The 26,457-nt window shown below is 69.8% G+C and carries 27 protein-coding genes and 6 tRNA genes; 11 read left to right on the top strand and 22 right to left on the bottom strand.

Annotation, left to right across the window (positions count from 1 at the left end; all coding sequences use genetic code 11):
• Window positions 1-85: 85 nt before the first annotated feature.
• From ACT54X_RS07100 to ACT54X_RS07075, 6 genes are all read left to right on the top strand, one after another.
• Complete coding sequence (locus tag ACT54X_RS07100; protein ID WP_476345735.1) at window positions 86-2,827, top strand: circularly permuted type 2 ATP-grasp protein; 2,742 nt, start codon at window positions 86-88, stop codon at window positions 2,825-2,827.
• A gap of 2 nt (window positions 2,828-2,829) precedes the next feature.
• A complete protein-coding gene (locus ACT54X_RS07095) occupies window positions 2,830-3,897 on the top strand; it encodes a transglutaminase family protein (RefSeq protein ID WP_476345733.1) in 1,068 nt (355 codons plus the stop codon).
• A 97-nt stretch (window positions 3,898-3,994) separates the two neighbouring features.
• The gene (locus tag ACT54X_RS07090; RefSeq protein WP_294370214.1) at window positions 3,995-4,450 is read left to right on the top strand and encodes a RidA family protein; all 456 of its coding nucleotides are present in this window, start codon (window positions 3,995-3,997) and stop codon (window positions 4,448-4,450) included.
• Window positions 4,451-4,454: 4 nt separating this feature from the next.
• Window positions 4,455-4,754, top strand: coding sequence for a hypothetical protein (locus ACT54X_RS07085; RefSeq protein WP_294370215.1), 300 nt, complete (start codon window positions 4,455-4,457; stop codon window positions 4,752-4,754).
• Window positions 4,751-5,824, top strand: a complete 1,074-nt coding sequence (locus ACT54X_RS07080) for a PLP-dependent cysteine synthase family protein (protein WP_476345731.1) — start codon at window positions 4,751-4,753, stop codon at window positions 5,822-5,824. Before ACT54X_RS07085 ends, ACT54X_RS07080 begins: the two co-directional genes overlap by 4 nt.
• Before the next feature lie 134 nt (window positions 5,825-5,958).
• Entirely contained in the window at window positions 5,959-7,065 is a 1,107-nt protein-coding gene (locus ACT54X_RS07075; protein ID WP_476345729.1) for a lipocalin-like domain-containing protein, read from the top strand.
• Between the two features lie 82 nt (window positions 7,066-7,147).
• On the opposite strand, the gene ACT54X_RS07070 is transcribed toward ACT54X_RS07075, so the two are convergent.
• The 12 genes from ACT54X_RS07070 to folC all read right to left on the bottom strand — a co-directional run bounded on the left by ACT54X_RS07070 (window position 7,148) and on the right by folC (window position 14,857).
• Window positions 7,148-7,224, bottom strand: a tRNA-Asp gene (locus tag ACT54X_RS07070).
• Window positions 7,225-7,271: 47 nt separating this feature from the next.
• Window positions 7,272-7,347, bottom strand: a tRNA-Glu gene (locus ACT54X_RS07065).
• 21 nt (window positions 7,348-7,368) lie between these two features.
• Window positions 7,369-7,444, bottom strand: a tRNA-Ala gene (locus ACT54X_RS07060).
• Window positions 7,445-7,504: 60 nt separating this feature from the next.
• Window positions 7,505-7,581, bottom strand: a tRNA-Asp gene (locus tag ACT54X_RS07055).
• Between the two features lie 47 nt (window positions 7,582-7,628).
• Window positions 7,629-7,704 (bottom strand) — tRNA-Glu (locus ACT54X_RS07050).
• Window positions 7,705-7,750: 46 nt separating this feature from the next.
• Window positions 7,751-7,826: transfer RNA gene (locus ACT54X_RS07045), tRNA-Ala, on the bottom strand.
• Window positions 7,827-7,890: 64 nt separating this feature from the next.
• Window positions 7,891-9,285 (bottom strand): glutamate--tRNA ligase, encoded by a 1,395-nt coding sequence (gltX, locus tag ACT54X_RS07040; protein ID WP_476345727.1) that lies wholly within the window; start codon window positions 9,283-9,285, stop codon window positions 7,891-7,893.
• Window positions 9,282-10,508: an O-succinylhomoserine sulfhydrylase gene (locus ACT54X_RS07035; RefSeq protein WP_476345725.1), complete on the bottom strand. Its 1,227-nt coding sequence runs from the start codon at window positions 10,506-10,508 to the stop codon at window positions 9,282-9,284. The genes gltX and ACT54X_RS07035 overlap by 4 nt, the downstream gene beginning before the upstream one ends.
• A 2-nt stretch (window positions 10,509-10,510) precedes the next feature.
• On the bottom strand, window positions 10,511-12,031 hold the full coding sequence (gene purF / locus ACT54X_RS07030) for an amidophosphoribosyltransferase (protein WP_476345723.1): 1,521 nt from the start codon (window positions 12,029-12,031) through the stop codon (window positions 10,511-10,513).
• Between the two features lie 22 nt (window positions 12,032-12,053).
• Window positions 12,054-12,539: a CvpA family protein gene (locus tag ACT54X_RS07025; protein WP_294370224.1), complete on the bottom strand. Its 486-nt coding sequence runs from the start codon at window positions 12,537-12,539 to the stop codon at window positions 12,054-12,056.
• A 12-nt stretch (window positions 12,540-12,551) separates the two neighbouring features.
• Complete coding sequence (locus ACT54X_RS07020; protein ID WP_294370226.1) at window positions 12,552-13,478, bottom strand: SPOR domain-containing protein; 927 nt, start codon at window positions 13,476-13,478, stop codon at window positions 12,552-12,554.
• A 71-nt stretch (window positions 13,479-13,549) separates the two neighbouring features.
• The gene (gene folC, locus ACT54X_RS07015) at window positions 13,550-14,857 is read right to left on the bottom strand and encodes a bifunctional tetrahydrofolate synthase/dihydrofolate synthase (RefSeq protein WP_294370227.1); all 1,308 of its coding nucleotides are present in this window, start codon (window positions 14,855-14,857) and stop codon (window positions 13,550-13,552) included.
• Between the two features lie 161 nt (window positions 14,858-15,018).
• Here folC and ACT54X_RS07010 point away from each other — a divergent pair, with 161 nt between their 5' ends.
• The 3 genes from ACT54X_RS07010 to ppnP all read left to right on the top strand — a co-directional run bounded on the left by ACT54X_RS07010 (window position 15,019) and on the right by ppnP (window position 16,434).
• Window positions 15,019-15,372 (top strand): ArsC family reductase, encoded by a 354-nt coding sequence (locus tag ACT54X_RS07010; protein WP_294370230.1) that lies wholly within the window; start codon window positions 15,019-15,021, stop codon window positions 15,370-15,372.
• A gap of 79 nt (window positions 15,373-15,451) precedes the next feature.
• Window positions 15,452-16,024, top strand: a complete 573-nt coding sequence (locus ACT54X_RS07005; RefSeq protein WP_294370232.1) for a hypothetical protein — start codon at window positions 15,452-15,454, stop codon at window positions 16,022-16,024.
• A gap of 86 nt (window positions 16,025-16,110) precedes the next feature.
• Window positions 16,111-16,434 carry a pyrimidine/purine nucleoside phosphorylase gene (gene ppnP, locus ACT54X_RS07000; protein WP_294370233.1) on the top strand — a complete coding sequence of 108 codons (324 nt, stop codon included), beginning with the start codon at window positions 16,111-16,113 and terminating at the stop codon, window positions 16,432-16,434.
• A gap of 8 nt (window positions 16,435-16,442) precedes the next feature.
• Here the strand turns inward: ppnP and murB are convergent, their stop codons facing one another.
• A complete protein-coding gene (gene murB, locus ACT54X_RS06995) occupies window positions 16,443-17,498 on the bottom strand; it encodes a UDP-N-acetylmuramate dehydrogenase (RefSeq protein WP_294370236.1) in 1,056 nt (351 codons plus the stop codon).
• Between the two features lie 103 nt (window positions 17,499-17,601).
• Here murB and ACT54X_RS06990 point away from each other — a divergent pair, with 103 nt between their 5' ends.
• The gene (locus ACT54X_RS06990) at window positions 17,602-18,087 is read left to right on the top strand and encodes a YajQ family cyclic di-GMP-binding protein (protein ID WP_234194989.1); all 486 of its coding nucleotides are present in this window, start codon (window positions 17,602-17,604) and stop codon (window positions 18,085-18,087) included.
• A gap of 264 nt (window positions 18,088-18,351) precedes the next feature.
• Entirely contained in the window at window positions 18,352-19,020 is a 669-nt protein-coding gene (locus ACT54X_RS06985) for a retropepsin-like aspartic protease family protein (protein ID WP_476345718.1), read from the top strand.
• Between the two features lie 30 nt (window positions 19,021-19,050).
• Here ACT54X_RS06985 and ACT54X_RS06980 read toward each other — a convergent pair whose 3' ends face one another.
• The 9 genes from ACT54X_RS06980 to ACT54X_RS06940 all read right to left on the bottom strand — a co-directional run bounded on the left by ACT54X_RS06980 (window position 19,051) and on the right by ACT54X_RS06940 (window position 26,457).
• The gene (locus ACT54X_RS06980) at window positions 19,051-19,806 is read right to left on the bottom strand and encodes a hypothetical protein (protein ID WP_476345716.1); all 756 of its coding nucleotides are present in this window, start codon (window positions 19,804-19,806) and stop codon (window positions 19,051-19,053) included.
• A gap of 56 nt (window positions 19,807-19,862) precedes the next feature.
• A complete protein-coding gene (locus ACT54X_RS06975) occupies window positions 19,863-20,216 on the bottom strand; it encodes a RidA family protein (RefSeq protein WP_354321134.1) in 354 nt (117 codons plus the stop codon).
• Window positions 20,217-20,227: 11 nt separating this feature from the next.
• Window positions 20,228-20,872, bottom strand: coding sequence for a glycerol-3-phosphate 1-O-acyltransferase PlsY (plsY, locus tag ACT54X_RS06970; RefSeq protein ID WP_476345714.1), 645 nt, complete (start codon window positions 20,870-20,872; stop codon window positions 20,228-20,230).
• A 129-nt stretch (window positions 20,873-21,001) separates the two neighbouring features.
• Window positions 21,002-21,499, bottom strand: a complete 498-nt coding sequence (locus tag ACT54X_RS06965) for an aminoacyl-tRNA deacylase (protein WP_354321136.1) — start codon at window positions 21,497-21,499, stop codon at window positions 21,002-21,004.
• A gap of 1 nt (window position 21,500) precedes the next feature.
• Window positions 21,501-22,562 (bottom strand): aldo/keto reductase, encoded by a 1,062-nt coding sequence (locus tag ACT54X_RS06960; RefSeq protein WP_476345712.1) that lies wholly within the window; start codon window positions 22,560-22,562, stop codon window positions 21,501-21,503.
• 121 nt (window positions 22,563-22,683) lie between these two features.
• Window positions 22,684-23,697, bottom strand: coding sequence for an XdhC family protein (locus ACT54X_RS06955; RefSeq protein WP_476345710.1), 1,014 nt, complete (start codon window positions 23,695-23,697; stop codon window positions 22,684-22,686).
• Between the two features lie 5 nt (window positions 23,698-23,702).
• The gene (locus ACT54X_RS06950) at window positions 23,703-24,257 is read right to left on the bottom strand and encodes a CoxG family protein (RefSeq protein WP_294370252.1); all 555 of its coding nucleotides are present in this window, start codon (window positions 24,255-24,257) and stop codon (window positions 23,703-23,705) included.
• Between the two features lie 33 nt (window positions 24,258-24,290).
• Window positions 24,291-25,502, bottom strand: coding sequence for a vWA domain-containing protein (locus tag ACT54X_RS06945; RefSeq protein ID WP_294370253.1), 1,212 nt, complete (start codon window positions 25,500-25,502; stop codon window positions 24,291-24,293).
• 16 nt (window positions 25,503-25,518) lie between these two features.
• Complete coding sequence (locus ACT54X_RS06940) at window positions 25,519-26,457, bottom strand: AAA family ATPase (RefSeq protein WP_294370255.1); 939 nt, start codon at window positions 26,455-26,457, stop codon at window positions 25,519-25,521.

The following is a 26,457-nucleotide window of genomic DNA, read 5'->3' as shown; positions in this document are numbered from 1 at the left end:
GCCGTCGTGCAATCGATCACGGTCAGCGGGCCGCCCTCGGGCGCCCGCCGGTCCTCTGTGAATCCGATGTGACAATCCGCCGGCTGTGGATCCGCTGAACGACTCTCTCTTCGACGCCCAGGGGCTGGAAACACCAGCCGCCTTCGCGGCCGCCTTGGCGCCCGCGGCGGAGCCGGGCCACTTCGACGAACTGCGTGGCCGCACGAGCCCGCAGCGGCCGGCTGTGCCGCCGGCCGGCCCGGTTTCCACCGCTGCCCCCGCGCTTGCCCTGGCCACCGCAGAGCCCGTCGCCGATGAGGCCGACGAAGCGCCCACGCCCCCGGACGAAGCCGCCGGCACGCTGACGCCGGCCTGGACGCAATTCTTCGAGGAACTGGGCCCCGAAGGTTTCGCCGACCTGCCGCGCCGGGCCCTGAGCCTGGAACGCCAGATCCGCGACAACGGCGTCACCTACAACGTCTATGCGGACACCGACGGGCCGCAGCGGCCCTGGTCGCTGGACCTCTTCCCGCTGATCGTGCCACCCGGCAGCTGGGCGCAGATCGAGACCGGCGTGCTGCAACGCGTGCGCATCCTCGACCGCGTGATGGCCGACGTGTACGGCCCGCAGGCCCTGCTGCAGGAAGGCCTGCTGCCCGCCGCCCTGGTGCGCGGCCATCCCGGCTATCTGCGCCAGATGCACGGCGTGAAGCCGCCCGGCGACACGTGGCTGCGCATCGCCGCCTTCGACCTGGCGCGCGGGCCGGACGGCAACTGGTGGGTCGTCTCCCAGCGCACCCAGGCGCCCTCGGGTCTGGGCTACCTGCTGGAGAACCGGCTGGCCGTGTCGCGGCAGTTTCCACAGGCCTTCGAGTCGCTGCAGGTGCAGCGCCTGGCCGCCACCTACACGGCCATGATGGACGGCCTGCAGCGCATGTGCCCGGCCGGCTCGCCGCCGCACATCGCCCTGCTGACGCCAGGGCCGTACAACGAAACCTACTTCGAGCACGCCTATCTGGCGCGCTACCTGGGCGTGACGCTGGTGGAGGGCAACGACCTCACCGTGCGCGACGAGCGCCTGTATCTCAAGACGCTGCAGGGCCTTCGCCCGGTGCACGGCCTGATCAAGCGGCTGGACGATCCCTTCCTCGATCCGCTGGAGCTGCGGCCCGACTCCACCCTGGGCGTGCCCGGCCTGCTGCAGGTGATCCGCGCCGGCAACCTGCTGATCGCCAACATGCCGGGCTCGGCCTTCCTCGAATCGCCCGCCCTGCTGGGCTTTCTGCCGGCGCTGTCGCGACGCCTGCTGGGCGAGGAACTGGCCCTGCCGGCCCTGCCCACCTGGTGGTGCGGCGAGCGCGCGGCCATGGAAGCCGCCCTGCCCCGCCTGGCCGAATGCGCCGTCAAGCCTACCTATCCGGGCTCGACCATCCATCCCAGCTTCGAGGCCGTGCTCGGCACCCAGCTGGACCAGCGCGCGCTGGACGAATGGGCCGGCCGCATCATCCGCCAGAGCGACGCCCACACGGTGCAGAGCTACCTCCCGCTGTCCCAGATGCCCACCTGGGCGCAGGACCTGGGGCCTGGCCGCATCGCGCCCAAGGCGGTGATGCTGCGCGTCTTTGCCGTCAACGACGGGCCGCAGAGCTGGCGCGTGCTGCCCGGCGGTCTGGCCCGACTGGCCGGGCAGGATGCGCAGATCGCCTCGATGCAACGCGGTGGCAGCAGCGCCGACGTGTGGGTGCAGACCGAGGGCGAGGTGGACCGCAGCACCCGCCTGGCGCCGCAGAGCACGCCGGCTTCGCTGCAGCGCCACCGCGCGCCAGTCACCAGCCGCGCGGCCGAGAACATGTACTGGCTGGGCCGCTACACCGAGCGGGCCGAGAACACGCTGCGCCTGGCCCGGCTCACGCTCGAGAACCTGAGCGGCGAGGACCAGTTCTCCCGCCCGCTCGTGGCCTGGCTGCATGAGATGGCCCTGCGCAACGCCCTGGTGCCGCGCGAGGTGCCCGGCCTGGCACGCCAGCACGAAGGCGCCCGCGCCGCGCACAGCCGGCGCCTGTTCGAGCGCGCGCTGATCGCCGAACTTGGTCAGGCGCAGAACGGCCGCAGCGTGGGCTTCAACCTGCGCTGCCTGCGCGAGGCGGCGCAGGCCGTGCGCGAGCGCCTGTCGCAGGAGCACTGGAATCACATCGTGCGCGCCGAGGCCGACCTCGTGCGCCGCTTCCAGGAGCAGGCCGGCGAGAGCGGCGAAGGCCGCTATGCCGTGGGCGCCACGCTGCGCACGCTGGAGGCCACGAGCGCCGCACTTGCCGCCATCACCGGTGCCCAGACCGACCGCATGACGCGCGACGACGCCTGGAGGCTGCTGTCCATCGGCCGTCACATCGAGCGGCTGGCCTTCCTGGCCAGCGCGCTGGCCGCGGGCTTCGAGCACGGCACCGTGCACGAGGCCAGCGGCTTCGAGGCGTTGGTGGGCCTGTTCGACAGCACCATCACCTTCCATGCCCGCTACCAGCAGCGGCGCGACGTGGCCTCGCTGGTCGATCTGCTCGTGCAGGACGGCGACAACCCGCGCTCACTGGCCTGGGTCACGCACACGCTACGCAAGCGCCTGGCGAAGCTGGCCGGCAGCGCGCCCGACCGGCTCACGGCGCTGTCGTACGAATTGCCCAATCCGGACGACTGGTCGCTGGAGCTTCTGTGCGACCCCGGCCCCGACGGCCGCTACGGCACGCTGATGCAGACGCTCGCACGCTGCGAGACGGCGGCCTACCACGTGTCGGACGCCATCGGCGTGCGCTACTTCACCCTCACCTTCGAGACCGTGCGCTCGGTGGGCGTCTGACCATGCTGCTGCACGTCACCCACGAGACCCGCTACGACTACGCGCCCGCCGTCGAGACGGCCCAGCACATGGCGCACCTGCGCCCACGCGACCTGGGCTGCCAGGCCGTGCTGGACCATCGCCTGGCCATCTCCCCTGCGCCCGTGCACCGCAGCGAATCGGACGACATCTACGGCAACCGCCGCACCTTCTTCGCCCTCGAGTCCACGCACGACCAGCTGGTGGTCACTGCGGAAAGCCTGGTGCGCACGGCGCAACCGGCGCTTTCGCCGCAGGCCGACACACGCCTGGCCTGGGACGTGGTGCGCGAGCGCTTCCGCTACCGGGCGGGCCAGCATGACGATGCGGCCTCCGACTTCGTCTTTCCGTCGCGCCACGTGCCGCCGCACGACGACTTCGCCGCCTATGCGCGGGCCAGCTTCCCGCCGGGCCGGCCGCTGTTCGAGGCAGCCATGGAGCTCACGCTGCGCATCCACCGCGACTTCGAATACGCCAGCGGCAGCACCGAGATCAACACGCCGGCCGTGCAGGCGCTGGCGCAGCGCCGCGGCGTCTGCCAGGACTTCGCCCACATCATGATCGCCTGCTGCCGCGCGCTGGGCCTGCCCGCGCGCTATGTGAGCGGCTACCTGTTGACGCAACCGCCGCCGGGCCAGCCGCGGCTGGTGGGCGCGGACGCCTCGCACGCCTGGGTGGAGGTCTACCTGCCCGGCGCCGGCGCCGATGCGCAGCATCCGGCCTCCGGCCTGGGCGACTGGGCCGGCTTCGACCCCACCAACGGCCGCCAGCCCGGCCCGGACTATGTGGTGCTGGCCGTGGGCCGCGACTTCGCCGACGTCTCACCCATGCGCGGCGTGCTGCACGGCGGTGCCCGCCATGTCCTGGACGTGGGCGTCACCGTGCAACCCTTCGACGAACTGCCGGCCGCCCGGCGCGAAGGCCTTGCGGCGGCGCTGGCACAGGACGTGGCCGCGACGTCGGCCGTTGCTGCTTCCTCGATCGCGCCTGCCGCGGCCGGTGCCGAGGACCGCGACGGCGGCCGGCCCGCGCCCATGCCGGACAATCGCTGACCCTGCGCCTGCCGCCCGACGGCGGGCAACCCTGCCGGCGACGGCGCCCGTCCCGGCCGCGCCCCGTCTTTCTCCATCCCGAATCCCGGAGTCCTCCATGTCCATCCAAGACACGCTCAAGCAACTCGGCATCGAACTGCCGCCCGTCGCCGTTCCCGCCGCCGCCTACGTGCCCTTCGTGCAGACCGGCAACCTCGTGTTCCTGTCCGGCCACATCGCCAAGAAGGACGGCAAGCCCTGGGTGGGCCAGCTGGGCGTGGACATGGGCACCGACGAAGGCAAGCAGGCCGCCCGCGCCATCGCGATCGACCTGCTGGGCACCCTCCAGGCCGCCGTGGGCGACCTGGAGCGCGTGCGCCGCATCGTCAAGGTGATGAGCCTGGTCAACTCGGCCCCCACCTTCACCGAGCAGCACCTGGTGACCAACGGCGCCAGCGAACTCTTCGCCGCGGTCTTCGGCGAACGCGGCGCCCATGCCCGCAGCGCCTTCGGCGTGGCGCAGATCCCGATGGGCGCCTGCGTCGAGATCGAGCTGATCGCGGAAGTGGGCTGAGCCGATGCGCGTACGCCTTCTCGCGCTGGCAGGCACAGCCGCGCTTCTTCTCGGCGCCTGTGCGGCGCCGGCGGACGGCCCGCGGCCCGTCGACGCCATCCCTCTCGCGCCCCCGCCACCGCGCATCGTCGGCGCAGACGGCAACGGCGCCACCGAGGGCCCGCAAAGCTGCAAGATATCGGCCGGCTACCTGTGGTGCCAGGCCGTCCAGCGCTGCGAGCGGCCCTGGGAGCTGGCCCGGGACAAGGGCTTCCCCAACACCCTCGAAGGTTTCCAGGCCTTCTGCCAGCCGCCTGCGAAATGAGTCAGTTCTCGCAAGACAGCGCGCGTGCCTGGCTGAACAACGCGATGCGCCGCATCGAAGCCGATTACCAGCGCAGCGCCGACACCCACCTCATTCCCCTGCCGCTGCCCGCCTTCGAGGCAGCCGGCATCGACCTCTACCTGAAGGACGAATCCACCCACCCGACCGGCAGCCTCAAGCACCGGCTCGCGCGCTCGCTCTTCCTGCACGCGCTGGTCAACGGCTGGGTGCGCGAAGGCACCACGGTGATCGAGGCCTCCAGCGGCTCGACGGCCGTGAGCGAGGCCTACTTCGCCCGGTTGCTGGGTCTGCCCTTCGTGGCCGTGATGCCGCGCAGTACCTCGGCCGAGAAGGTGGCGCAGATCGCCTTCTACGGCGGCCGCTGCCACTTCGTGGACCACGCGTGGGAGGTCTACGACGCGGCGGAAGACCTGGCCCATGAATGCGGCGGCCACTACATGGACCAGTTCACCTATGCGGAACGGGCCACCGACTGGCGGGGCAACAACAACATCGCGGACAGCATGTTCCAGCAGATGGCGCAGGAGCGGCATCCCGTGCCGGCCTGGATCGTGGTGGGCGCCGGCACGGGCGGTACCAGCGCGACCATCGGCCGCTACGTGCGCTTTCGCGGGCATGCGACACAGTTGGCGGTGGTCGACCCCGAAGGCTCCGCCTTCGCCGAGTTCCACGCCACGGGCGACTGGGACTGCGAAGGCGCCGGCTCGCGCATCGAGGGCATCGGCCGTCCACGCGTGGAGCCGAGCTTCATCCCCAGCGTCGTGGATCGCATGATCCCGATGCCCGACGTCGCCTCCATCGCGGGCATGCGGGTGCTGTCCAATCTGCTGGGCCGCAAGGTGGGCCCGTCGACGGGCACCAACTTCGTCGGCATGCTGGCGCTGGCGCACGAGATGCGCGAGCAGGGCCGCAGCGGCTCGGTGCTGTCGCTGCTGTGCGACTCGGGCGAGCGCTACCTTGCGACCTACCATGACGGGCGCTGGGTCGACGACCGGTTCGGCGACTGCGCCGAGGCTGTCCGGGGCATCGAAGCGGCGCTGCACGGCTGAGGGACTCGAAGCGGGCCACCGCCGATGCGCTCGGCAGGCCCGTGCCGCGCGCACTCACCGTCCCACGCCTCCGGTGAGAGGATGGTGCTACCCCGCTTCTGCCGCGGGCGGGCGCCATCGGCGATCATCCACCGATGCCTTTTGTGCCCTTGAGTCCGCTGCTCGCCGGCCGGACCGCCACCCGGCGACGCGTGTTGGCCCTGCTGGCTGGCGGGCTCCTGCCATTGCCTTCGTCCTGGGCGCTGCCTGCGCGCGCCCTGCACTTTCCCCGTGACCACGGCAGCCATCCCGGACTGCGCACGGAATGGTGGTACGCCACGGGCCATGCCGAGTCGCCGCAAGGCGCACGCTACGGCTTTCAACTCACCTTCTTCCGCTCGCGGGTGGACGGCACGCAGTCTCTGCGGTCGGCGTTCGCGGCACGGCAACTGCTGTTCGCCCATGCCGCGCTGACCGACCTGCAGGCGGGCAAGCTGCACCATGACCAGCGCATCGCCCGTGCCGGCTTCGGCATCGCCGAGGCTGCCGAGGACGACACGCACGTGCGGCTGCGTGACTGGTCGCTGGTGCGCAATGCCGACAGCGGTGCCTATGCCGCCGAGGCGCCGGGCGCCGATTTCGGCCTCTCCCTGCGCCTGCAACCCACCCAGGCCGTGTTGTTGCAGGGGAAGGCCGGCCTTTCGCGCAAGGGCCCCGAGGCGGCGCAAGCCAGCTACTACTACAGCCAGCCGCAACTGGCGGTGCAAGGTCGCATCGCCGTCAAAGGACAAGCACCCCTGCGGGTGGAGGGACGGGCCTGGCTCGACCACGAATGGAGCGAGGCGCTGCTGCACCCGCAAGCGGTAGGCTGGGACTGGATCGGCATGAACCTGGACGACGGAAGCGCCCTCACGGCCTTCCGCCTGCGCCGTGCGGACGGCAGCGCGCTCTGGGCGGGCGGCTCGTGGCGGCCGGCGGGCGGGCAAGCGCAGGCCTTCGAAGACAAGGACGTGCGATTCGAGCCGCTTCGGTTCTGGACGAGCCCGCTCTCGCGGGCACGCTACCCGGTGCAGTGCCAGGTCTATACACCCGCCGGCCGCTTCGAGGTCCGCGCCCTGGTCGACGACCAGGAACTGGACAGTCGCGCCTCGACCGGCGCCATTTACTGGGAAGGCCTGAGCGATCTGCTCGACACGACCGGTCGCCGCGTCGGCCGCGGCTACCTCGAAATGACGGGGTATGCGCAGGCATTGAGGCTTTGAACGGCGGCAAGGCCCCTGCAGTGCACTGCGCAGGGCCCAAAGAAAAAGCCCTTGCTGCAGAACGGCAAGGGCTTTGGATGACTGGCGGAGTGGACGGGACTCGAACCCGCGACCCCCGGCGTGACAGGCCGGTATTCTAACCAACTGAACTACCACTCCTGGCAGGCAGCATTGCGCTCTGTAGACAGAGCCAAGCGCTACGAACTTGGCGACCCTACGGGGATTCGAACCCCGGTACTCACCGTGAAAGGGTGATGTCCTAGGCCTCTAGACGATAGGGTCAAAACCTGGACTGGTTTGAAGTGGTGGAGGTAAACGGGATCGAACCGATGACCTCTTGCATGCCATGCAAGCGCTCTCCCAGCTGAGCTATACCCCCACTGATCTTGGCTTTCACCGAGACCTTGAGATCGAAGGCTTGCGCCTGCGAACTGGAATCTGGCGGAGTGGACGGGACTCGAACCCGCGACCCCCGGCGTGACAGGCCGGTATTCTAACCAACTGAACTACCACTCCTGGCAGGCAGCTTTGCGCTCTGCTGACAGAGCCAAGTGCTACGAACTTGGCGACCCTACGGGGATTCGAACCCCGGTACTCACCGTGAAAGGGTGATGTCCTAGGCCTCTAGACGATAGGGTCAAAACCTTGGACGAAAGTCTTGCGACTCTCTACGACGACACCTTGATGGTGGAGGTAAACGGGATCGAACCGATGACCTCTTGCATGCCATGCAAGCGCTCTCCCAGCTGAGCTATACCCCCGTTTCGACCGACGCTTTTGACGTCGACCCTGTCAGGTGTCGAGCCTTGCATTATATGCAGGTTTTTACGCGTTGCGCAATCTTTCTTGCACGGTGTCCGGAGAAAAAAGCGCGAGCACGGCGTCGAGTGAAGGCGTCTGCGGCGTGCCCATCACCAGCACGCGCACGGGCATGGCCAGGGCGGGCATCTTGAGGCCGTGCTGGGCCAGCACTTCCTTGATCGCCGCGGTGATGGAGGGCTTGTCCCAGGCCGCCACTCCGGCCAACTTCTCGGCCAGCGAAGTGATCGCCGGCCGCACAGCGTCGGTGATGTGCTGCGCGCGGTCCGCCTCGCTGGCGGTGACGGGCGCGTAGAAAGCCGCGCTCCAGTCGGCCAGTGCCACGGTGGTGTCGCAGCGATCCTTGAACAGGCCGCAGATGGCTGGCAGGCGCTCGTCCGCCGTGATGCCGCGCTTGGCAAGCTGGGCTGCCACCAGCGGCGCGAGCTGGTCGTCGGCCATGGCCTTGAGGTGCTGGGCATTCACCCAGCGCAGCTTGGCCTCGTCGAACTGGGCGGCGCTGCGGCCCAGGTGGTCCAGGTCGAACCATTCCAGGAACTGCGCGCGGCTGAAGATCTCGTCGTCGCCATGGCTCCAGCCCAGACGGGCCAGGTAGTTGACCATGGCGTCAGGGAGGTAGCCCTCGTCGCGGTACTGCGTCACCGGCTTGGCGCCGTTGCGCTTGCTCATCTTCTCACCCTGCTCGTTCAGCACGGTGGGCAGGTGGGCGTAGACCGGCGGCGCCTTGCCGAGCGCGCGGAAGATGTTGATCTGCCGCGGCGTGTTGTTGACGTGGTCGTCGCCGCGGATGACGTGGGTGATGGCCATGTCGATGTCGTCGACAACCACGCAGAAGTTGTACGTGGGCGTGCCGTCGGGCCGGGCGATGACCAGGTCGTCCAGCTCGTCGTTGCGGATCTCGATGCGGCCCTTGACCTTGTCGTCCCAGGCGACGACGCCGCCGACGGGGTTCTTGAAGCGCAGCACCGGTTGCACGCCCTCGGGGACTGCCGGCAGCGTCTTGCCGGGCTCGGGCCGCCAGGTGCCGTCGTAGCGCGGCTTTTCCTTGGCGGCCATCTGGCGCTCGCGCAGAGCGTCGAGCTCCGCCACGCTCATGTAGCAGGGATAGACCAGGCTCTGGGCCTGCATCTCCGCCAACACCGCCTTGTAGCGGTCCATGCGCTGCATCTGATAGAAGGGACCTTCATCATGGTCCAGGCCCAGCCAGGCCATGCCTTCGATGATCACGTCGACGGCGGCCTGGGTCGAGCGCTCGAGGTCGGTGTCCTCGATGCGCAGGATGAAGTCGCCGCCAGTGGAGCGGGCGAAGGCCCAGGGGTACAAGGCCGAGCGGATGTTGCCCAGGTGGATGAAGCCCGTCGGCGACGGGGCGAAGCGGGTCCGGGTGCGTGCGTTCGTCATGCGGGAAGGGAGCTCAGGCCGCGGTCGAGGTCCGCGGCGACATCGTCGGTGTGTTCGAGGCCCACGGCCACGCGAATCAGGCCCTGGCCCACGCCAGCAGCCTGGCGCTGCGCCTCGGTCAGGCGACCGTGCGAGGTGCTGGCCGGGTGCGCGCACATGGTCTTGGTGTCGCCCAGATTGGTGGCCAGCGACAGCCACTGCATCGCGTCCAGCACATGGAAGGCGCGGCGGCGAGCCTGCTCAGGGTCGGAAGCCTTCACGTCAAAGGACAGCACCGCCCCGCCGCTGCCCGATTGCTGCGCCATGGCCAGTTCATGCTGCGGATGGCTGGCAAGGCCAGGGTAGTACACGCGCCCGACGCCGGGATGCGCCTCCAGCCAGCGCGCCAACGCCAGCGCCTTGGCGGCCTGCGCCTTCATGCGGATGTCCAGCGTCTCCAGGCCCTTGAGCACCACCCAGGCGTTGAAGGGCGCGAGCGTCATGCCGGCACTCTTGAGCACCGGCAGGAACTTCTCCGTGACCATCTTCTGGCTGGCGCACAGCGCGCCGGCCATCACGCGGCCCTGGCCGTCGAGATACTTGGTGCCGGAGTGCATGACGATGTCGGCGCCCATGGCCATGGGCCGCTGCAACGCCGGCGTGGCGAAGCAGTTGTCCACCGCCATCAGCGCGCCGTTCTCGTGCGCCAGATCTGCCAGGGCGGCGATGTCGCACACCTCCGTCAGCGGATTGGTGGGCGTCTCGGCGAAGAGCAGCCGCGTGGTACCTGGCCGCACGGCGGCCTTCCAGGCCGCGATGTCGGTCTGCGGCACGAAGCTCGACTCGACGCCAAACTTGGCCAGGTCCGAGCCGATCAGCTTGATGGTGGAGCCGAACATCGACTGCGAGCACACCACGTGGTCGCCGGCCTTGAGCAGGCCCATGCACATCATCAGGATGGCCGACATGCCCGAGGCGGTGGACATGCAGGCCTCGGCGCCCTCGAGCGCGGCCAGGCGCTGCTCGAAGCTGGCGACCGTCGGGTTGCCGTAGCGGCCGTAGGTGAAGCCTTCCTCATCGCCGGCGAAGCGGCGGGCGGCGGACTCTGCCGACGGCTGGACGTAGCCGCTCGTCAGGTACAGCGCTTCGGAGTTCTCGCCGTACTGGCTGCGCGCCGTGGCGCGGCGCACGGCCTCGGTCTCGGGATGCAGGCCGGCCGGCAGGTCGCGTTCTTGCGGGCTCATGGTCATTCGGTGTGGTTGGGCAGGGTCAGGCGCGAGGAATCGATGTCGGTCTCCTCGATGCGCGGACGGTTGCCGTTCATGCGCGTGATGGCCTCGGTGTCGATGTCGCCGGTGACATACACGCCGTCGAAGCAGGAGGCCTCGAAACCGCCCAGCGGCACGGCGCCGGGCGTCTTGGGCGCGGCCTTCATCACGGCGCGCTTCATGGCGTCCACGTCCTGGTAGATCAGGGCGTCGCAGCCGATGATCTGGCGGATCTCCTCGATGGTGCGGCCGTGGGCCACCAGCTCGTCCTTCGTCGGCATGTCGATGCCGTAGACGTTGGGAAAGCGCACCGGCGGCGCGGCGCTGGCCATGTAGACCTTGCGGGCGCCGGCGTCGCGCGCCATCTGAACGATCTCGCGGCTGGTGGTGCCGCGCACGATGGAATCGTCCACCAGCAGCACGTTGCGGTCCTTGAACTCGCTGGCGATCACGTTGAGCTTCTGGCGCACCGATTTCTTGCGCACCGCCTGGCCCGGCATGATGAAGGTGCGGCCCACGTAGCGGTTCTTGACGAAACCCTCGCGGTACGGCACGCCCAGCAGGTGCGCGAGCTGCGTGGCGCTCGGGCGGCTGGACTCGGGAATCGGCACGATCACGTCGATCTCGCTCGGCGGCACGGTCGAGACCACGCGCTGCGCCAGCGTCTCGCCCAGGTTCAGGCGGGCCTGATAGACGGAGATGCCGTCCAGCGTGGAATCGGGCCGCGCCAGGTAGACGAACTCGAAGATGCAGGGATGCAGGCTGGCGTTGGGCGCGCACTGGCGCGCATGCACCTGGCCTTGCAGGTCGATGAAGACGGCCTCGCCCGGCAGCACATCGCGCTCGAAGGTGAAGCCCGAGCCTTCCAGCGCCACCGATTCGCTGGCCACCATCACGCCGCCGTCAGCATTGCGGCCGAGGCACAGCGGGCGGATGCCGTACGGGTCGCGGAAGACCAGCAGGCCGTGGCCGGCGATCATCGAGATGACGGCGTAGGAGCCGCGCAGCCGACGGTGCACCGCCTCGACGGCCGTGAAGATGTCCTGGATGTGCAGGGGGATGCCGCGCGTGGCGCGCTCGATCTCGTGCGCCAGCACGTTGAGCAGCACCTCGGAATCGCTCTCGGTGTTGGTATGGCGATGGTCGGTCGAGAACAACTCGGCCCGCAGCGCATGCGCGTTGGTGAGGTTGCCGTTGTGCACCAGCACGATGCCGAAGGGCGCGTTGACGTAGAAGGGCTGGGCCTCTTCCTCGCTGTAGGCATTGCCCGCCGTCGGATAGCGCACCTGGCCCAGGCCCGTGGTGCCCGGCAGCGCGCGCATGTTGCGGGTGCGGAACACGTCGCGCACCATGCCCTTGGCCTTGTGCATGAAGAACTTGCGCTCCAGCATCGTCACGATGCCGGCGGCGTCCTGGCCGCGGTGCTGCAGCAGCAGCATGGCGTCATAGAGCAGTTGGTTGACGGGCGCGTTGCTGAAAACGCCGACGATTCCACACATGGGAGATCCTTGATTTCCTGAACTACGGAAGGTAGCTGGCCAGTTTCTGCGGCAGCGCGGGCTTGAGACCCTGCAATGCCGCATCGATGAAGGGCGCGCCGGCCGACTCGCGCCACCAGGCCTGGTCGTGCCAGGCCATCACATGAACCACCACGGCGATCGCCAGCAGCGCCACGGCTGCGCGGGCGGCGCCGAATAGTGCGCCGAGCGACCGATCCACCGGCCGCAGCCCGGCCACGGTGATCAGGCGGCGCGTCATCGACGCAATGGCGCCGCCCACGAAGGCGACGACGATGAAGATGAGCGCAAACGCCACCCCGTAACGCCAAGGTGCCTCCGGTTCACCGAAAGGCAAGACCGCAGCCAGACTGCCCGCCAGCCACTGCGCACACAGGAAGGCCGCGACCCACCCCGCCAGCGACAGCACTTCATAAACCAGCCCGCGCCACAGGCCCATCAGCATCGACACCGCGATCAGCATCACGGCGATCCAGTCGAAGAGCGCCATGGCGCAGCGCGATCAGAGTGTGAGCACGGCAGCCGGCAGGGCCAGCGCCTTGATGCGGGCGGCGGCCTTGTCGGCGTCGGCACGCGAGGAAAAGGGCCCGACCCGCACCCGGGTGCGCTCGCCCTGGGGCGTCTTCGCCACATGGGTGTACGTCTTGAGACCGGCACGCTCCAGCTTCTGGCGCGTTTCCTGGGCCTTGGCGGCGTCGGCGAAGGCGCCCACCTGGACCACAAAGCGTCCGGCGACCTCGGCGGGTGCTGCGGCCGCGGGCTGTGCCTGCGCCACGACCTGCTGCTGCGGGGCCTTGCCTTCGAGCAGGGCGCGGGCGCGGGCGCCGTCGTCGCGGCCCGGCGCCGGCGCCGGCGAGGCTGGCTTGGCGGGCTCGGGCTTCGAGGGCTCGGCCTTGGCGACCTCGCTCTTGGCTTCGGTCTTGGGGGCCTCGGACTTGGTCACCGGCGTCTTGGCCGGTTCAGGCTTGGCGTCGACACGCGCTGGCTCCGTGCGCGGTGCCTCGCTCTTGGCCGGTTCGGAACTGGCAACGGCCTCGCGGCGCGGCTCCGGTACCGCGGCAGGGGGCGCCACCGCCACCTCACTGCCATCGGCGCGTTCCGTGATCACACCATTGGCGGGCGGCGGCAAGGCGATGCCGCCGGAAGCGCTGCGCGAGGTGTCGGCCGCCGGCGCCTCCGCCTGTGCCAGCGGCTTGACCTTGGCCCGGTCCGGCATTTCGATGGGAATGTCGACGGCCACGGGCCGCGGCTGGGTGTCGAACAGGAGGGGAAAGCCGATCACGCCGAGTAGCACCAGCACGGCGGCGCCGACGAGGCGGTGTCGCGCGCGGCGGCGCAGCGATTCGACGCTTTCGGCCGGTGCGGCCGAGACGTTGCCGCGGCCTTCCTTGCCCGGGGAACCTTTGGATCGAAGCTTGAAGAAAGCCATGTGGACGTCGAATCCCCGAGCGGAGCGGCTGTCTGGCGGACGAAGGGCGAATAGCGCCGCAGCGACCGAATTCAGGTACCCGGCTGCAGATGCCGGGCTGTCAGCCGGGGCACACCGTGCGCGAGAACACCGCCGACGGTGAAGAAAGAACCAAAGACGACGATTCTATCAGCCGGGTCTGCCGCCGCCGTGGCCGCGGAGAGGGCCGCCATGGGGTCGGCGTGCAGGGAGGCACTGGCGTCCGTGCGGCGGTTCAGCGCCGTCCACATGCGCATCAGGTCCGCGGCCCGCGCGGCGCGCGGCGTGGGCAAGTCCGTAAAGTACCAGCGATCCACCAGGGGGCCCAGGCGTTCGAAGATGGGCGCCAAGTCCTTGTCTGCCATGGCGCCGAAGACGGCATGCGTGACCGGAAAGAAGCCCATCGCGTCCAGGTTCTCGGCCAAGGCCGCCGCCGAATGCGGGTTGTGGGCCACGTCCAGCACCAGCGCCGGCTGGCCGGGCACGATCTGGAAGCGGCCCGGCAGCTCGACGGTGGCAAAGCCCTGGCGGATGGCCTGGGCCGACACCGGCAGCCGCGGGCGCAGGGCCTCCAGCGCCGCCAGCACGCCCGCCGCATTGATCAGTTGGTTGGCGCCGCGCAACGCCGGATAGGCCAGGCCCGCATAGCGGCGCCCACGGCCCGACCAGGCCCACTGCTGCTTGTCGCCGCTGACGGTGAAATCGCGGCCGGAGAGCCACAGGTCGGCGCCCAGGTCCTCGGCGCGGGCCACCACGCTGCGCGGCGGCATCGGATCGCTCACGATGGCGGGCCGGCCCGCGCGCAGGATGCCGGCTTTTTCCGTGCCGATGCTTTCACGGTCGGTGCCGAGGAATTCGATGTGGTCGATGTCCACGCTGGTGATCACGGCGCAGTCGGCATCGATGATGTTGACGGCGTCGAGCCGGCCGCCCAGGCCGACCTCGAGGATCGCGGCATCGAGGCCCGAGGCTGCCATGCACGACAGGATGGCGAGGGTGGTGAACTCGAAATACGTCAGCGCAACGGCTTCGCCGCCGGCCGTGCGCGCGGTCTCGACGGCGTCGAAATGCGGCAGCAGCGCCTCGCCCTCGACCGATTGCCCGCCGATGCGCAGGCGCTCCTCGAAATGGACCAGGTGCGGCGAGGTGTAGACGCCGGTGCGGTAGCCGGCCTGGGCCAGGATGGCCTCCAGCATGGCGCAGGTGGATCCCTTGCCGTTGGTGCCGGCCACGGTGATGACAGGGCAGGTCAGCGCGAGGCCCATGCGCCGTGCCACGGCCTGGACCCGGTCCAGCCCGAGGGCGATGTTCTTGGCATGCAGTTGCTCGGCGTAGGCGAGCCAGTCGGCGAGGGTCTTCATAGGAGGGCGGCATTGTCGCCGAGCCCTCTGACGCGCTCCCCGGCCCCGAACCAATGACCGGCCAAGCGACGGGAGATGCCCCGGGACGGCGCTCGCCGCGCCGCGGCAGGGGGCGCGCCGCGCGCCACGGGCCGCCAACGGCTGAGGCATCATCGCGCCCCATGATCGACGTCTACGGCATCCCCAACTGCGACACCGTCAAGCGCGCCCGCACCTGGCTCGACAGCCAGGGCCAGGCCTACACCTTCCACGACTTCAAGAAGCAGGGCGTGCCCGAGACGGCCCTCGCCCGCTGGCTGGCGGCCCTCGGCTGGGAGCCGCTGGTCAACCGCCGCGGCACCACCTGGCGGCAACTGGACGAAAGCGCGCGCCAGGCGGTGGTCGACGCCGATTCGGCCGCCGCCGCCCTGCGCGCCAACCCCAGTCTGGTGAAGCGCCCGGTCGTCGAATGGCCGGGTGGCGCGGTTACCGTTGGTTTCGATGCCGACACCTGGAAGGCCCGCATCGGCCATTGAGGGATTGAACCCGCCGCAACGGGTGGCGTCCAATCGAGGTTGCGGCGCGTCCGCCGCCTCTCACACGCAGGAGATGTCCATGACCTTCCCCCGTCCATCGCTCGGCGCCCTGGCCTTGGCCGTGCTCGGCAGCCTCGCCGCCCCGACCTTCGCCCAGAGCCAACCCCAGTACGCCGAGGGCCGCGTGCTCTCGAGCACCCCGGTCGTCGAGAACGGCCGCACCAGCTACAGCGTGCGCTACGAGTACAACGGCCGCACCTACACCACCCGCACCGACACGCCGCCCGGCCAGACCATCGGCCTGCAGGTGAGCGACCTGGGCGTCAGCACCTACCCGGTGACGCCGCAGCCGAGCATGCAGACGGGCCAGGTTCCGCCTCCTGCCGGCAACACCTACGCCACCCGCGCCCCTTGGGAGCAGGTGGCCCCGGAGCCCGGGGTCGTGGTGTCGAATGCACCGATGCCCGTTGCCGCGCCCCAGGCCGTCGTGGCGCCCGGCTATCCCGTCTACACGACCACGTACCCGGCGCCCGTCTATTACCCCGCCCCGGTGGCTGCGCCGGTCTATGCCTACCCGTCGCCTTATGTTTACCCGCCGGTGGGCCTGTCGCTCAACTTCGGCTACTCGCGCGGCTGGCACCGGCGCTGGTGAGCGAGCCCGGCAGGGCTGCGCCGGTGCGCGACCGACCGGCCCCTAGAATCCGCGGCCCTGTTCCATCCTCCTCATCGCTGCAGTCCATGAGCATCCAGAAGACCCTCGACGGCGTGTCCGTCGCCACCTCGGCCAATGTGTATTTCGACGGCAAGTGCGTCTCGCACGGCGTGACGCTGGCCGATGGCCGCAAGTGCACCGTCGGGGTGATCCTGCCGTCTTCGCTGACCTTCAGCACCGGCGCGCCCGAGATCATGGAATGCACCGCCGGCAGCTGCGAATACCGCCTCGACGGCGAAAGCGACTGGAAGCGCTCCGCCGCCGGCGAGAAATTCAGCATCCCCGGCAACGCCAAGTTCGAGATCCGCGTGAGCGGCGAACCCTACAGCTACATCTGCCATTTCGGCTGAACGCGCGTTCAGACGACGACCGGCTCCGGCTCCAGCCGGATGCCGAAGCGCTCGTAGACGCTGGTCTGGATGGCCTTGGCCAGCGTCATCACCTCGCCACCGGTGGCGGGGTGCGTGTTTCCCCCGCGGTTGACCAGCACCAGCGCCTGCTTTTCGTAGACGCCGGCATTGCCCACCGACTTGCCCTTCCAGCCGCACGCGTCGATCAGCCAGCCCGCCGCCAGCTTCACCGTGCCGTCGGGCATGGGGTAGTGAACGATGCGCGGCTCGCGGGCGATGATGTCCGCGCACTGCTCCGGCGTGACCGTCGGGTTCTTGAAGAAGCTCCCGGCATTGCCCAGCACGCGCCAGTCCGGCAGCTTGGCCTGACGGATGGCGCAGACCCAGTTGAAGACCTGCATGGGCGTGGGCTCGTCGATGCCGCTCTCGGCCGCCTTGCGCGCCAGGTCCAGATAACCCAGCTCCGGCTTCCAGGGCCGCGGCAGGCGCAGCCGCACCCGTGTGATGAACGCGCGGCCGGCCAGGCCGAAGTCGTTGGGGCCGCTCCCCGGCGGATGCTTGAACACCGAATCGCGGTAGCCGAAGGCGCACTGGGCCGCGTCGAGGGTGAAGCGGCGGCCAGTTTCCAGGTCGATGCCGTCGAGCGACTCGAAGCGGTCCTGCAGTTCGACGCCGTAGGCGCCGATGTTCTGCACCGGGGCGCCGCCCACGGTGCCCGGGATCATGGCCATGTTCTCCAGGCCCGGGCAGCCCTGCTCCAGCGTCCAGCGCACCGTGTCGTGCCACAGCTCGCCGGCGCCGATCTCGACGATGCAGCCCTTCGGCGTGTCTTCGACCACGCGGCGACCGGGGATCTCGACCTTGAGCACCAGTGGCTTGACGTCGCCGGTGATGACGATGTTGCTGCCGCCACCGAGGACGAACTTGGGCATCTCGCGCCAGTCCTCGCGGGCCAGCACCTCGGCGATGTCGTCCTCGCTGCGGATGCGGACGAGTTGCTGCGCGCGGGCGACGATGCCGAAGCTGTTGTGGGGTTGAAGGGGGACGTTGCGCTCGGCGATCATGGGAGAATTTTCGCATCTGCTGCCTCAGGGCTTCGTCCGCGGGCGGCGCCCTCTTCCGTCCCGGCGCAGGCGCCCGGGCGCGACACCTTCAGGAGAACACCCCATGCCGTCTTTCGACACCGTCTGCGAACCCAACATGGTCGAGGTGCGCAACGCCATCGACACCGCGTCCAAGGAAATCGCCACCCGCTTCGACTTCAAGGGCACGCCGGCCTCGGTCGAGCTCAAGGACAAGGAAATCATCCTGATCGGCAATGCCGACTTCCAGCTGGCGCAGATCGAGGACATCGTGCGCGGCAAGCTCACCAAGCGCAACGTGGACGTGCGCTTTCTGGACAAGGGCGACGTGCAGAAGATCGGCGGCGACAAGGTCAAGCAGGTCTTCAAGGTCAAGAGCGGCGTCGACTCGGACACGGGCAAGAAGATCCAGCGCCTGCTCAAGGACAGCAAGCTCAAGGTGCAGGCGGCCATCCAGGGCGATGCCGTGCGCGTGACCGGCGCCAAACGGGACGACCTGCAGGCGGCGATGGCGCTGATCCGCAAGGATGTGGCCGATCTGCCGGTCTCTTTCGACAACTTCAGAGATTGATCTTTTGAACCCCCCATGCCGCTTCGCGGCTCCGGGCGGCCGCCAGAGGCGGCTGCTCTTCGGGCACGTCCAAGCCTGCGCAGGCAGGCTTGGAGCCGCGACCCTCAGCCCCTCTCTTGCGCCTTCGGCTTGGAGGGGGGCGCACCCCGCGGCCTGGCAAAGCAAATTCCGCGGGTGCACTGGCATGGCCTGCTCCGCGGCCTTCGGCACAGGGAGCGATGCTGTGCCGTCGGCGGTGTCGATGCGTTGCGGCGGATCGCGGCGATGAAACGGACACGCGCACACATCCTCGCCGCATTGCTGGCAGCGGGTTTTGCGGTCGCCACGCAAGCGCAGGCTCAGACCCAATCGATCACGCTGACCGGCACCATCGGCAGCCGCGCGATCCTGATCGTGGGCGGGGGCGCGCCCCGGACGCTGGCGCCCGGAGAGAGCCTGCAGGGCGTGCGGCTGGTGAGCGTGCAGGACGGCGAGGCCGTGGTGGAGTCCGGCGGCAAGCGGCTCACGCTGCGCATGGGCGCGCCGGTGAGCGTCGGCGGCTCTGGCGGCGGCGGCGGCGGCGGCAGCAGCCGCATCGTGCTGACGGCGGACAGCCGCGGTCACTTCGTGACGGCCGGCGGGATCAACGGCCGACCGGTGACCTTCATGCTGGACACGGGCGCCACCGCGGTGGCCCTGTCCATGGCCGACGCGCAACGCATCGGCCTCGATCCCACACGCGGGCAGCCGGTGACCATGAACACGGCCAACGGCACGGCGCCGGGCTGGCGGATCAAGCTGGATTCGGTGAAGGTGGGCGACGTGACGGTGTACGACGTCGATGCCGTCGTCTCGCCACAAGCCATGCCCTATGTGCTGCTGGGCAACAGCTTCATCAACCGCTTCTCGATGCGGCGCGACGCCGACCAGATGGTGCTGGAACGGCGCTACTGACTCGCCCGGACCGCTGGCGACGGGCGCGTATCAGAGTTTGGCGACGATGAGCTGACCGAAGAACTGCAGCATCAGGATGGTCATCGTGGCCGCCGTCGCGAAGGCCCACAGCCAGTTCATCTCGGCCCGCAGCACCAGGCGTGCGCGGGCGTCGAACCGTCCTGCGTCCCGCCGGCGCCGCTGGCGGTGGGTCAGCGCGACGGCCAGCAGCCCGAAGACGACCAGGGGCAGGTAGCCGAAGAGCAACATCGGCAGTTGCCGCCGGGTGGCCGTGCCCGAGCCCAGCCGCCAGACCAGCCGCACCAGCTCGACCTGGTGTTCATAGGGCATGAAGCCGTACAGCAAGCCGGCAAGCGTGAGCACGTAGAGCAGCGCATGCCGCGCGCGCAACGTCCACGGCCAGGACACAGGCGGCGCCGGGGGCGTGGATCGAGGACCGGGCGGCGGCACCCGATCGCCCGGCCGCCATTCACCGCGAGCCATGGCGCGTTCCTGGTTCCAGAGCAGCCGGTACATCATGCGCTGGATCAGGGAGAGCATGACCACGGCGATGAAGGGCACCAACACGTACAGCAGCGCCACCGCCCCGGCATTGCGGTCCGTCGAACCGCGCCACAGCGCCACTCCGATCCACGAGGCGAACAGCCCACTGAAGAACACGACGAAGATCACCGCGCCCACCACAGCGCGGCGCAGCGGGCGGCCTTCCATCCAGGCCCACAGGCGGTCGATGCGCTGGGGCGGGCCGACCTTCAGCGCCTCGTCATCCGGGCCGCTGCCGTGCATCGCCGTCCGAAGCCTTCACGTCCCCAAAGGGCTCGCGCGCCGTCGCGGCGTGGCGGTCAGGCCAGCGCGGCCGTGACGACGATCTCGATCTTGTAGGCCGCATTGGCCAGCGCCGCCTGCACGGTGGCACGCGGCGGCGTACGGCCGGCGGGCACCCAGGCGTCCCACACCTCGTTCATGGCGCCGATCTCGCTGATGTCGGTCAGGAAGATCTGCGTCATCAGGATGCGGGTCTTGTCGCTGCCGGCCTCGGCCAGCAGGCGGTCGACCATGGCCAGCACCTGGGCCGTCTGGCCGCGGATGTCCTGCGTGATGTCGTCCGGCACCTGGCCGGCCAAGTAGACGGTGCCGTTGTGGACGGCCATCTCCGACAGACGGGGGCCGACGTGGAAGCGCTTGAGTTCTGGCATGGGAATCCTGATCAGGAGGAGGAAGTCTTGGCCTTGGCCTTCGCCTTGGAACCAAGCCGCGATTCGGTGCCGGCCAGCAGCCGGCGGATGTTCTCGCGGTGGCGCCACACCAGCAGCAGGCCCATGACCACGATGGCCGCCAGCACGCCGCGGTGCAGCGGCCAGGCGATGCCGCCGCCCAGCAGGTAATAGGCCGGCGCGAAGAAGGCCGCCACCAGCGCGGCCAGCGAGGAGTAGCGGAAGAAGAAGGCGATGATGATCCAGGTCAGCCCCGTCGCCAGGCCCAGCATCCAGTCGATGCCCAGCAGCACGCCAGCGGCCGTGGCCACGCCCTTGCCACCCTTGAAGCCGAAGAACACCGGGTACAGGTGGCCCAGGAAGGCGGCCAGGCCAGCGAGTGCGGCCACGCTCTCGTCCAGCCCGTAGGCCGCGCCGAAGCGCCGCACCAGGAACACCGGCAGCCAGCCCTTGGCGGCATCCAGCAGCAGCGTGGCCAGGGCCGCGCCCTTGCGGCCGGAGCGCAGCACATTGGTGGCGCCCGGGTTGCCGCTGCCATAGCTGCGCGGGTCGTCCATGCCCATCAGGCGGCTGACGATCACGGCGAAGGACAGCGAGCCGATCAGGTAGGCCGTAATGATGACGAGGATGGAGGACATGGACAGGCTCATGGAAGGACCTTCGTCGGCCGCCTCATGCGCGGCCGCTGCGCGCCGCTCGGAAGGCAGCGTCTTGGCATTCGGGAATCGTGGAAGACGTGAGGGAGGCGGCCCCGTTCGGGCCGCGCCTCATTCTGCCAGCGCGCACTGCACCGGCCGCGCGCCGAGCAACTGCACGCATAGCTGCGGATCGATGCCGACAAGGTACCCGCGCCGCCCGCCATTGATGCAGATGCGCGGCAGGTCGAGGATCGTCGACTCGATGTAGACCGGCATCGCGCGTCGCGTGCCGAAGGGCGAGGTGCCGCCCACCTGGTAGCCGCTGTGGCGCTGGGCCACCTCGGGCTTGCAGGGCTCCACCGACTTCGCGCCGATCTGCCGCGCGAGGTTCTTGGTCGACACCGTGCGGTTGCCGTGCATCAGCACGATGAGCGGCTTGGCGTCCTGGTCCTGCATCACCAGCGTCTTGACCACCGTGAAAGGGTCGAAGCCCAGCACCGCCGCACTGTGCTGCGCGCCGCCGTGCTCCAGGTACTCGTACGGATGCTCGGTGAAGGCCACCTTGGCCGCGCGCAGCACGGCCGTAGCCGGCGTCTCGGAAACATGAGCCTTGTCCTTCTTCGCCATCTCAGTTCGCGGGGTCGCGCATCTCCCAGCGGATCTTGTCGATCTCAGCCAGCAGCTCGGGCGACAGCGTGGTGCCCCAGGCGTCCAGATCCTCGTCCAGCTGGGCCTTGGTCGTGACGCCGATGATGGTGCTGGCCACCTGCCACTTGGTGTAGCAGAAGGCCAGGGCCAGGCGCGCGGGCGTCATGCCGTGGTCGCGGGCCAGCTGGTTGTAGCGGCGCGCGGCGACCAGCGCCTCGGGCCGGCCCCAGCGCTGCTTGCGTACCGATTCGTAGCGGGCGATGCGGCCGTGCTTGGGCGCATCCGGGCCTTCGGTGCCGCTGGCGTCGTACTTGCCGGTCAGCAGGCCGAAGCCCAGCGGCGAATAGGCCAGCAGCGAGACGTCCAGCCGGTGCATGGTCTCGTCCAGGCCGTTCTCCAGCGCGCGGCTGAGGAGGCAGTAGACGTTCTGCACCGTGGCCACGCGCGGCAGGTTGTGCTGCTCAGCCAGCCGCACGAACTCGTGCACGCCGTAGGGCGTCTCGTTCGACAGGCCGATGTAGCGCACCTTGCCCGCCTTCACCAGTCCGGCCAGCGCTTCGAGCTGCTCGTGGATCGAGGTCTGCGTGCGTTCCTTGGTGGGGTCGTAGTACATCGTGCCGAAGGCGGGCACGTTGCGCTCGGGCCAATGGATCTGATAAAGGTCGATGACGTCCGTCTGCAGCCGGCGCAGGCTGCCCTCGCAGGAGGCCACGATGTCGGCAGCCGTCATGCCGCCTCCTTCGCGCACCCAGGGCATGCCGCGCGAGGGGCCGGCCACCTTGGTGGCCAGCGTGAGCTTCTGGCGCAGGCCGGGGTTCCTGGCGAACCAGTTGCCGAGGATGGTCTCGGTGGCGCCGTAGGTCTCCTTGCGGGCGGGCACGGCGTACATCTCGGCCGTGTCCAGGAAGTCGACGCCGCGGGCCACCGCATGGTCGAGGATGTCGTGCGCGGTGGGCTCGTCCACCTGTTCGCCGAAGGTCATGGTGCCCAGGCAGATGGGCGTGACGTGCAGATCGCTGCGACCGAGCTGGATGCGTTGCATGGCGGGAAAGAGCTGAAGCGGAAAAGCCCGGCACTGTAGCGCGACGGTTGCGGGCCTGCAGGCGCACGTGCAGTGCCCCGCACGGGCCGGCACCCCAAACCGGCGCCGATGTGGCCGCCGCCTACCCCGTCTGCGCGTTCAACTGTTCCTTGGCCTGCGCCACCGCCATCTCGCGCGGCAGGGCCACGCCGTTCTTCACGGCCAGGATCTCGGCCATCACGCTCACTGCGATCTCGGGCGGCGTCTTGCTGCCGATGTACAGGCCGATGGGGCCGCGCAGGCGGGCGAGCGACTCGGGCGTCTGGTCGAAGTGCTCGATCATCCGTTCGCGCCGCGCCTGGGCGTTGCGGCGCGAGCCGATGGCGCCGACGTAGAAGGCGTCCGTCTCCAGTGCCGCCAGCAGCGCCAGGTCGTCGAGTTTGGGGTCGTGCGTGAGGGCGACGACGCAGCTGCGCCGGTCGGGCCGAAAGGCGGCGACGGCGTCGTCGGGCATCTCGGTGGACAGGCGCACATTGGGCAGCGACCAGGCGCTGCGGTATTCCTCGCGCGGATCGCACAACGTGACGGCGAAGCCGCTGAAGCTGGCCATGGTCGCCAGGTACTCGGCGAGCTGGCCGGCGCCGATCAGCAGCATGCGGTACTCGGGGCCGAAGGTGTTGACCAGCCGCGTGTCGTCAATGACGAGCTCGGCCGGCGCGTGCGCGGCTTCCAGCGTGACGGCGCCGTCGGCCAGTCGCACGATGCGCTGGGTGAGCTGGCCACCTTCCAGCCGCTTGACCAGCTCGGCCAGTTGGCCCGCGTCGGGGTCGAACTCCAGCACCAGCTCCAGCGTGCCACCGCAGGGCAGGCCGAAGCGGTGCGCCTCGTCCGCGGTGATGCCGTACTTGACACGCGCCGGTGCGCCCGTAGGCATGGCCTGCTGGCCCACGCGGCTGTGGCGGGCGATCAGGTCGTCCTCGATGCAGCCGCCGGAAACGGAGCCGACCACCGCGCCGTCTTCCGCCAGCGCCATGATGGAGCCCACCGGCCGCGGCGACGAGCCCCAGGTGCGCACCACCGTCGCCAGCAGGGCCCGGCGGCCAGCCTGGCGCCAGTCGCGCAGCTGGCGCAGCACCATCACATCGAGGTTTTCCATCGTGTTCAGCCCTCCTCGGGCTTGTCTTTCTTGCCGAAGCCCATCTTCTGCATGAGACCGGCGACGGCGCCGGTCTTGGGCTCTTCTGCCGGCTCGGCAGCGTTGGGGGGCACGCCGTGCACGCGCTGCATCTCGGCATCGAAGCGCTTGAAAAAGTCGTCCGCCATGGACTTGGCCGCGCCGTCGATCAGGCGCTGGCCCAGTTGCGCGATCTTGCCGCCCACCTGTGCCTGCACGGTGTAGCTGAGCGTGCAGCCGGTGTCGGTGGGCGCCAGCGAGACCGAGGACGCGCCCTTGCCGAAGCCGGCCACGCCGCCCTGCCCTTCGAAGCTGAGGCGGTAGCTTTCGGGCGGCTGGATGTCGCTGAGCGTGACCTTGCCCGCGAACTTGGCCGACACCGGGCCCACCTTCACGGCCATGGTGACGGTGTACTGGCCTTCGCCCGTGGCCTCGAACTTGTCACAACCGGGCAGGCAGCGCTTGAGCGTCTCGGGGTCGTTGAGGGCCTCCCAGGCCTGTTGCTGGGTCACGCCCAGGGGGCGGCTGCCTTGCATGTCCATGTGGGTCTCCTGAAATGAATGAAGGTGAGGGATTCAGCGCAGTCGGCGCAGCAGCGCGGCCAGACTGTCGGCCAGTTCGTCCAGCGCCTGCAGGTTGTGCACGGCCAGCATGGCATCGGCGTGGCGGTCGAGCAGTGCGGCGCCGCGCGCCAGCGGCGCATAGCCGGCGAAGCGCAGAAGGGGATTGAGCCACAGCAGCGCGCCCGTGTGGCGACGCAGCCATTCCAACTGGGCATCCAGCTCGGCCGGCTCGCCGGTGTCCAGCCCGTCGCTGATCAGCAGCACCAGCGTGCGCCGGCCGACCAGGCGACGCGCATGCTGCCGGCGCAACTGAGCCAGGGCCTCGCCCAGGCGCGTGCCGCCGGCGAAGTCGGCGATGGCACGGCCGGCCTCGGCCAGCATGATGTCGGTGTCGGCATGGCGAAAGGCGGGCGTGAGGTCGGTCAGCCCAGTGCCGAAGGCGAAGACGTCGCGCCGCGCGCCCTCGCCCACCAGCGGCCGCGTGGCCGCATGCAGGTAGGCCAGCAGCAGTCGCGCATAGCGCTCCATGGAGCCGGAGACATCGACCAGCACCAGCAGCGGCCGGGGCCGTGCGCGCCTGACCTGCCGCGGCAGGCGGGGGATCTCGCCGCCGTGCCGCGCGGCCTGGCGCCACACGCCGGGCCAGTGGATGCGGGCCGACGCACCGGCCTGCGCCACCGGCCGCAGCCGGCGCGATGCATAGGAGGGCACGGGCAGCGCCTTCTCGCGCGCCAAGCGCTCGACCAAGAGGTACTCGGCAGCGCCCAGGCTGTTGAAATCCGCATGCTGCAGGCGCTCGCGCGTGCCGGCACTCATGGCGGCGTCGAGCTGCAGTTCCTCGTCCTGGGGGGCGGGCTTGAGCCTGGTCGGCGCGGCGAGGGCCTCGCGCACGCGGTTGCGGCGCTGCACCGGCTCGGCCCGGCCCTCGGCGTTGGGCAGCATGCGCGCCAGCATCTTCTGGGCGAGGGCCGGGTCCTGGAACCAGGCGTCGAAGAGTTCCCGGAAAACCAGCCGGTCCTGCTCGCGGCTGACCAGCACCGATTCCAGCGCCGCCTGAAGGTCGGCCCGTTGCTCGATGCCCACCAGCAGCGCCGCCTCCAGCCCCAGCGCGATGCGCGAAGGATCGATGCGCACACCGGCCCGCCGCAGCGCCCGGCCGAAGCCCGCCAGGTGACCGGCCAGCTTGCCGCGTCGCGCGTCGCCGAGTTGCTGGATGCCTTGCATGGCCACAGCACCCTCGTCAGGCGGCTTCCGGCGCGAGCAGATCGGTGGCCAGCTGGTGGTTCAGTGCCGCCACGTCGTCGCGCTGCTTGAACAGGATGCCGGCGGTGTCGACCACCACCTCGGGGTCGAGCACCACGGTGTCCAGCGCCACCAGCGCGCGCGCCCATTCCACGCTCTCGGCGATGCCGGGCGCGCGCTGGAAGGCATTGGCGAAGGGTTGGGCACGCACGCGTTGCACGAAGTCCGCCACCTGGGCCGACAGCGCCTCGCCGGCCTGCGGCACCTGGGCGCGAACGATGGCCAGCTCGCGTTCGCGCTCCGGGTAGTCCAGCCAGTGGTAGAGGCAGCGACGCTTGACCGCGTCGTTCAGGTCGCGGGTGCGGTTGCTGGTGAGCAGGGTCACCGGCGGCACCGCGGCGCGCACCGTGCCCAGCTCGGGAATGCTCACCTGGTACTCGCCCAGGTATTCGAGCAGGAAGGCCTCGAAGGGCTCGTCGGCGCGGTCCACCTCGTCGACCAGCAGCACAGCGCCGGGGGCCGGCGCCTGCAGGGCCTGCAGCAGCGGGCGCTGGATCAGGTAGCGCGGCTGGTAGACCTCGGCCTCCGCGTCGCGTGCGCCCTCACCTCCCGCGGCGCCGCCGGCCTCGGAGGCGCGAAGGTGCAGGAGTTGTGCCGCGTAGTTCCATTCGTACAGCGCCTCGCGCTGCTCCAGACCGTCGTAACACTGCAGGCGCAGCAGCTGGCGGCCCAACAGGCCGGACAGCGCCTTCGCCAGCTCGGTCTTGCCCACGCCCGGCTCGCCCTCCAGCAGCAGCGGACGCTGCAGCTTCAGGGCAAGAAAGACGGCGGTCGCCAGCCGCCGGTCGGCCAGGTACCCGCGTGACGCCAGGCCCCGTTCCAGCGCGTCGATGGAGGAAAGGTCGGGCGCGGGCGCAGGGCGGTGGGCGTCGGTCAT

Source organism: Pseudacidovorax sp. DMC4 (assembly GCF_056314265.1).
This window is presented reverse-complemented; position numbering and strand designations above follow the sequence as displayed.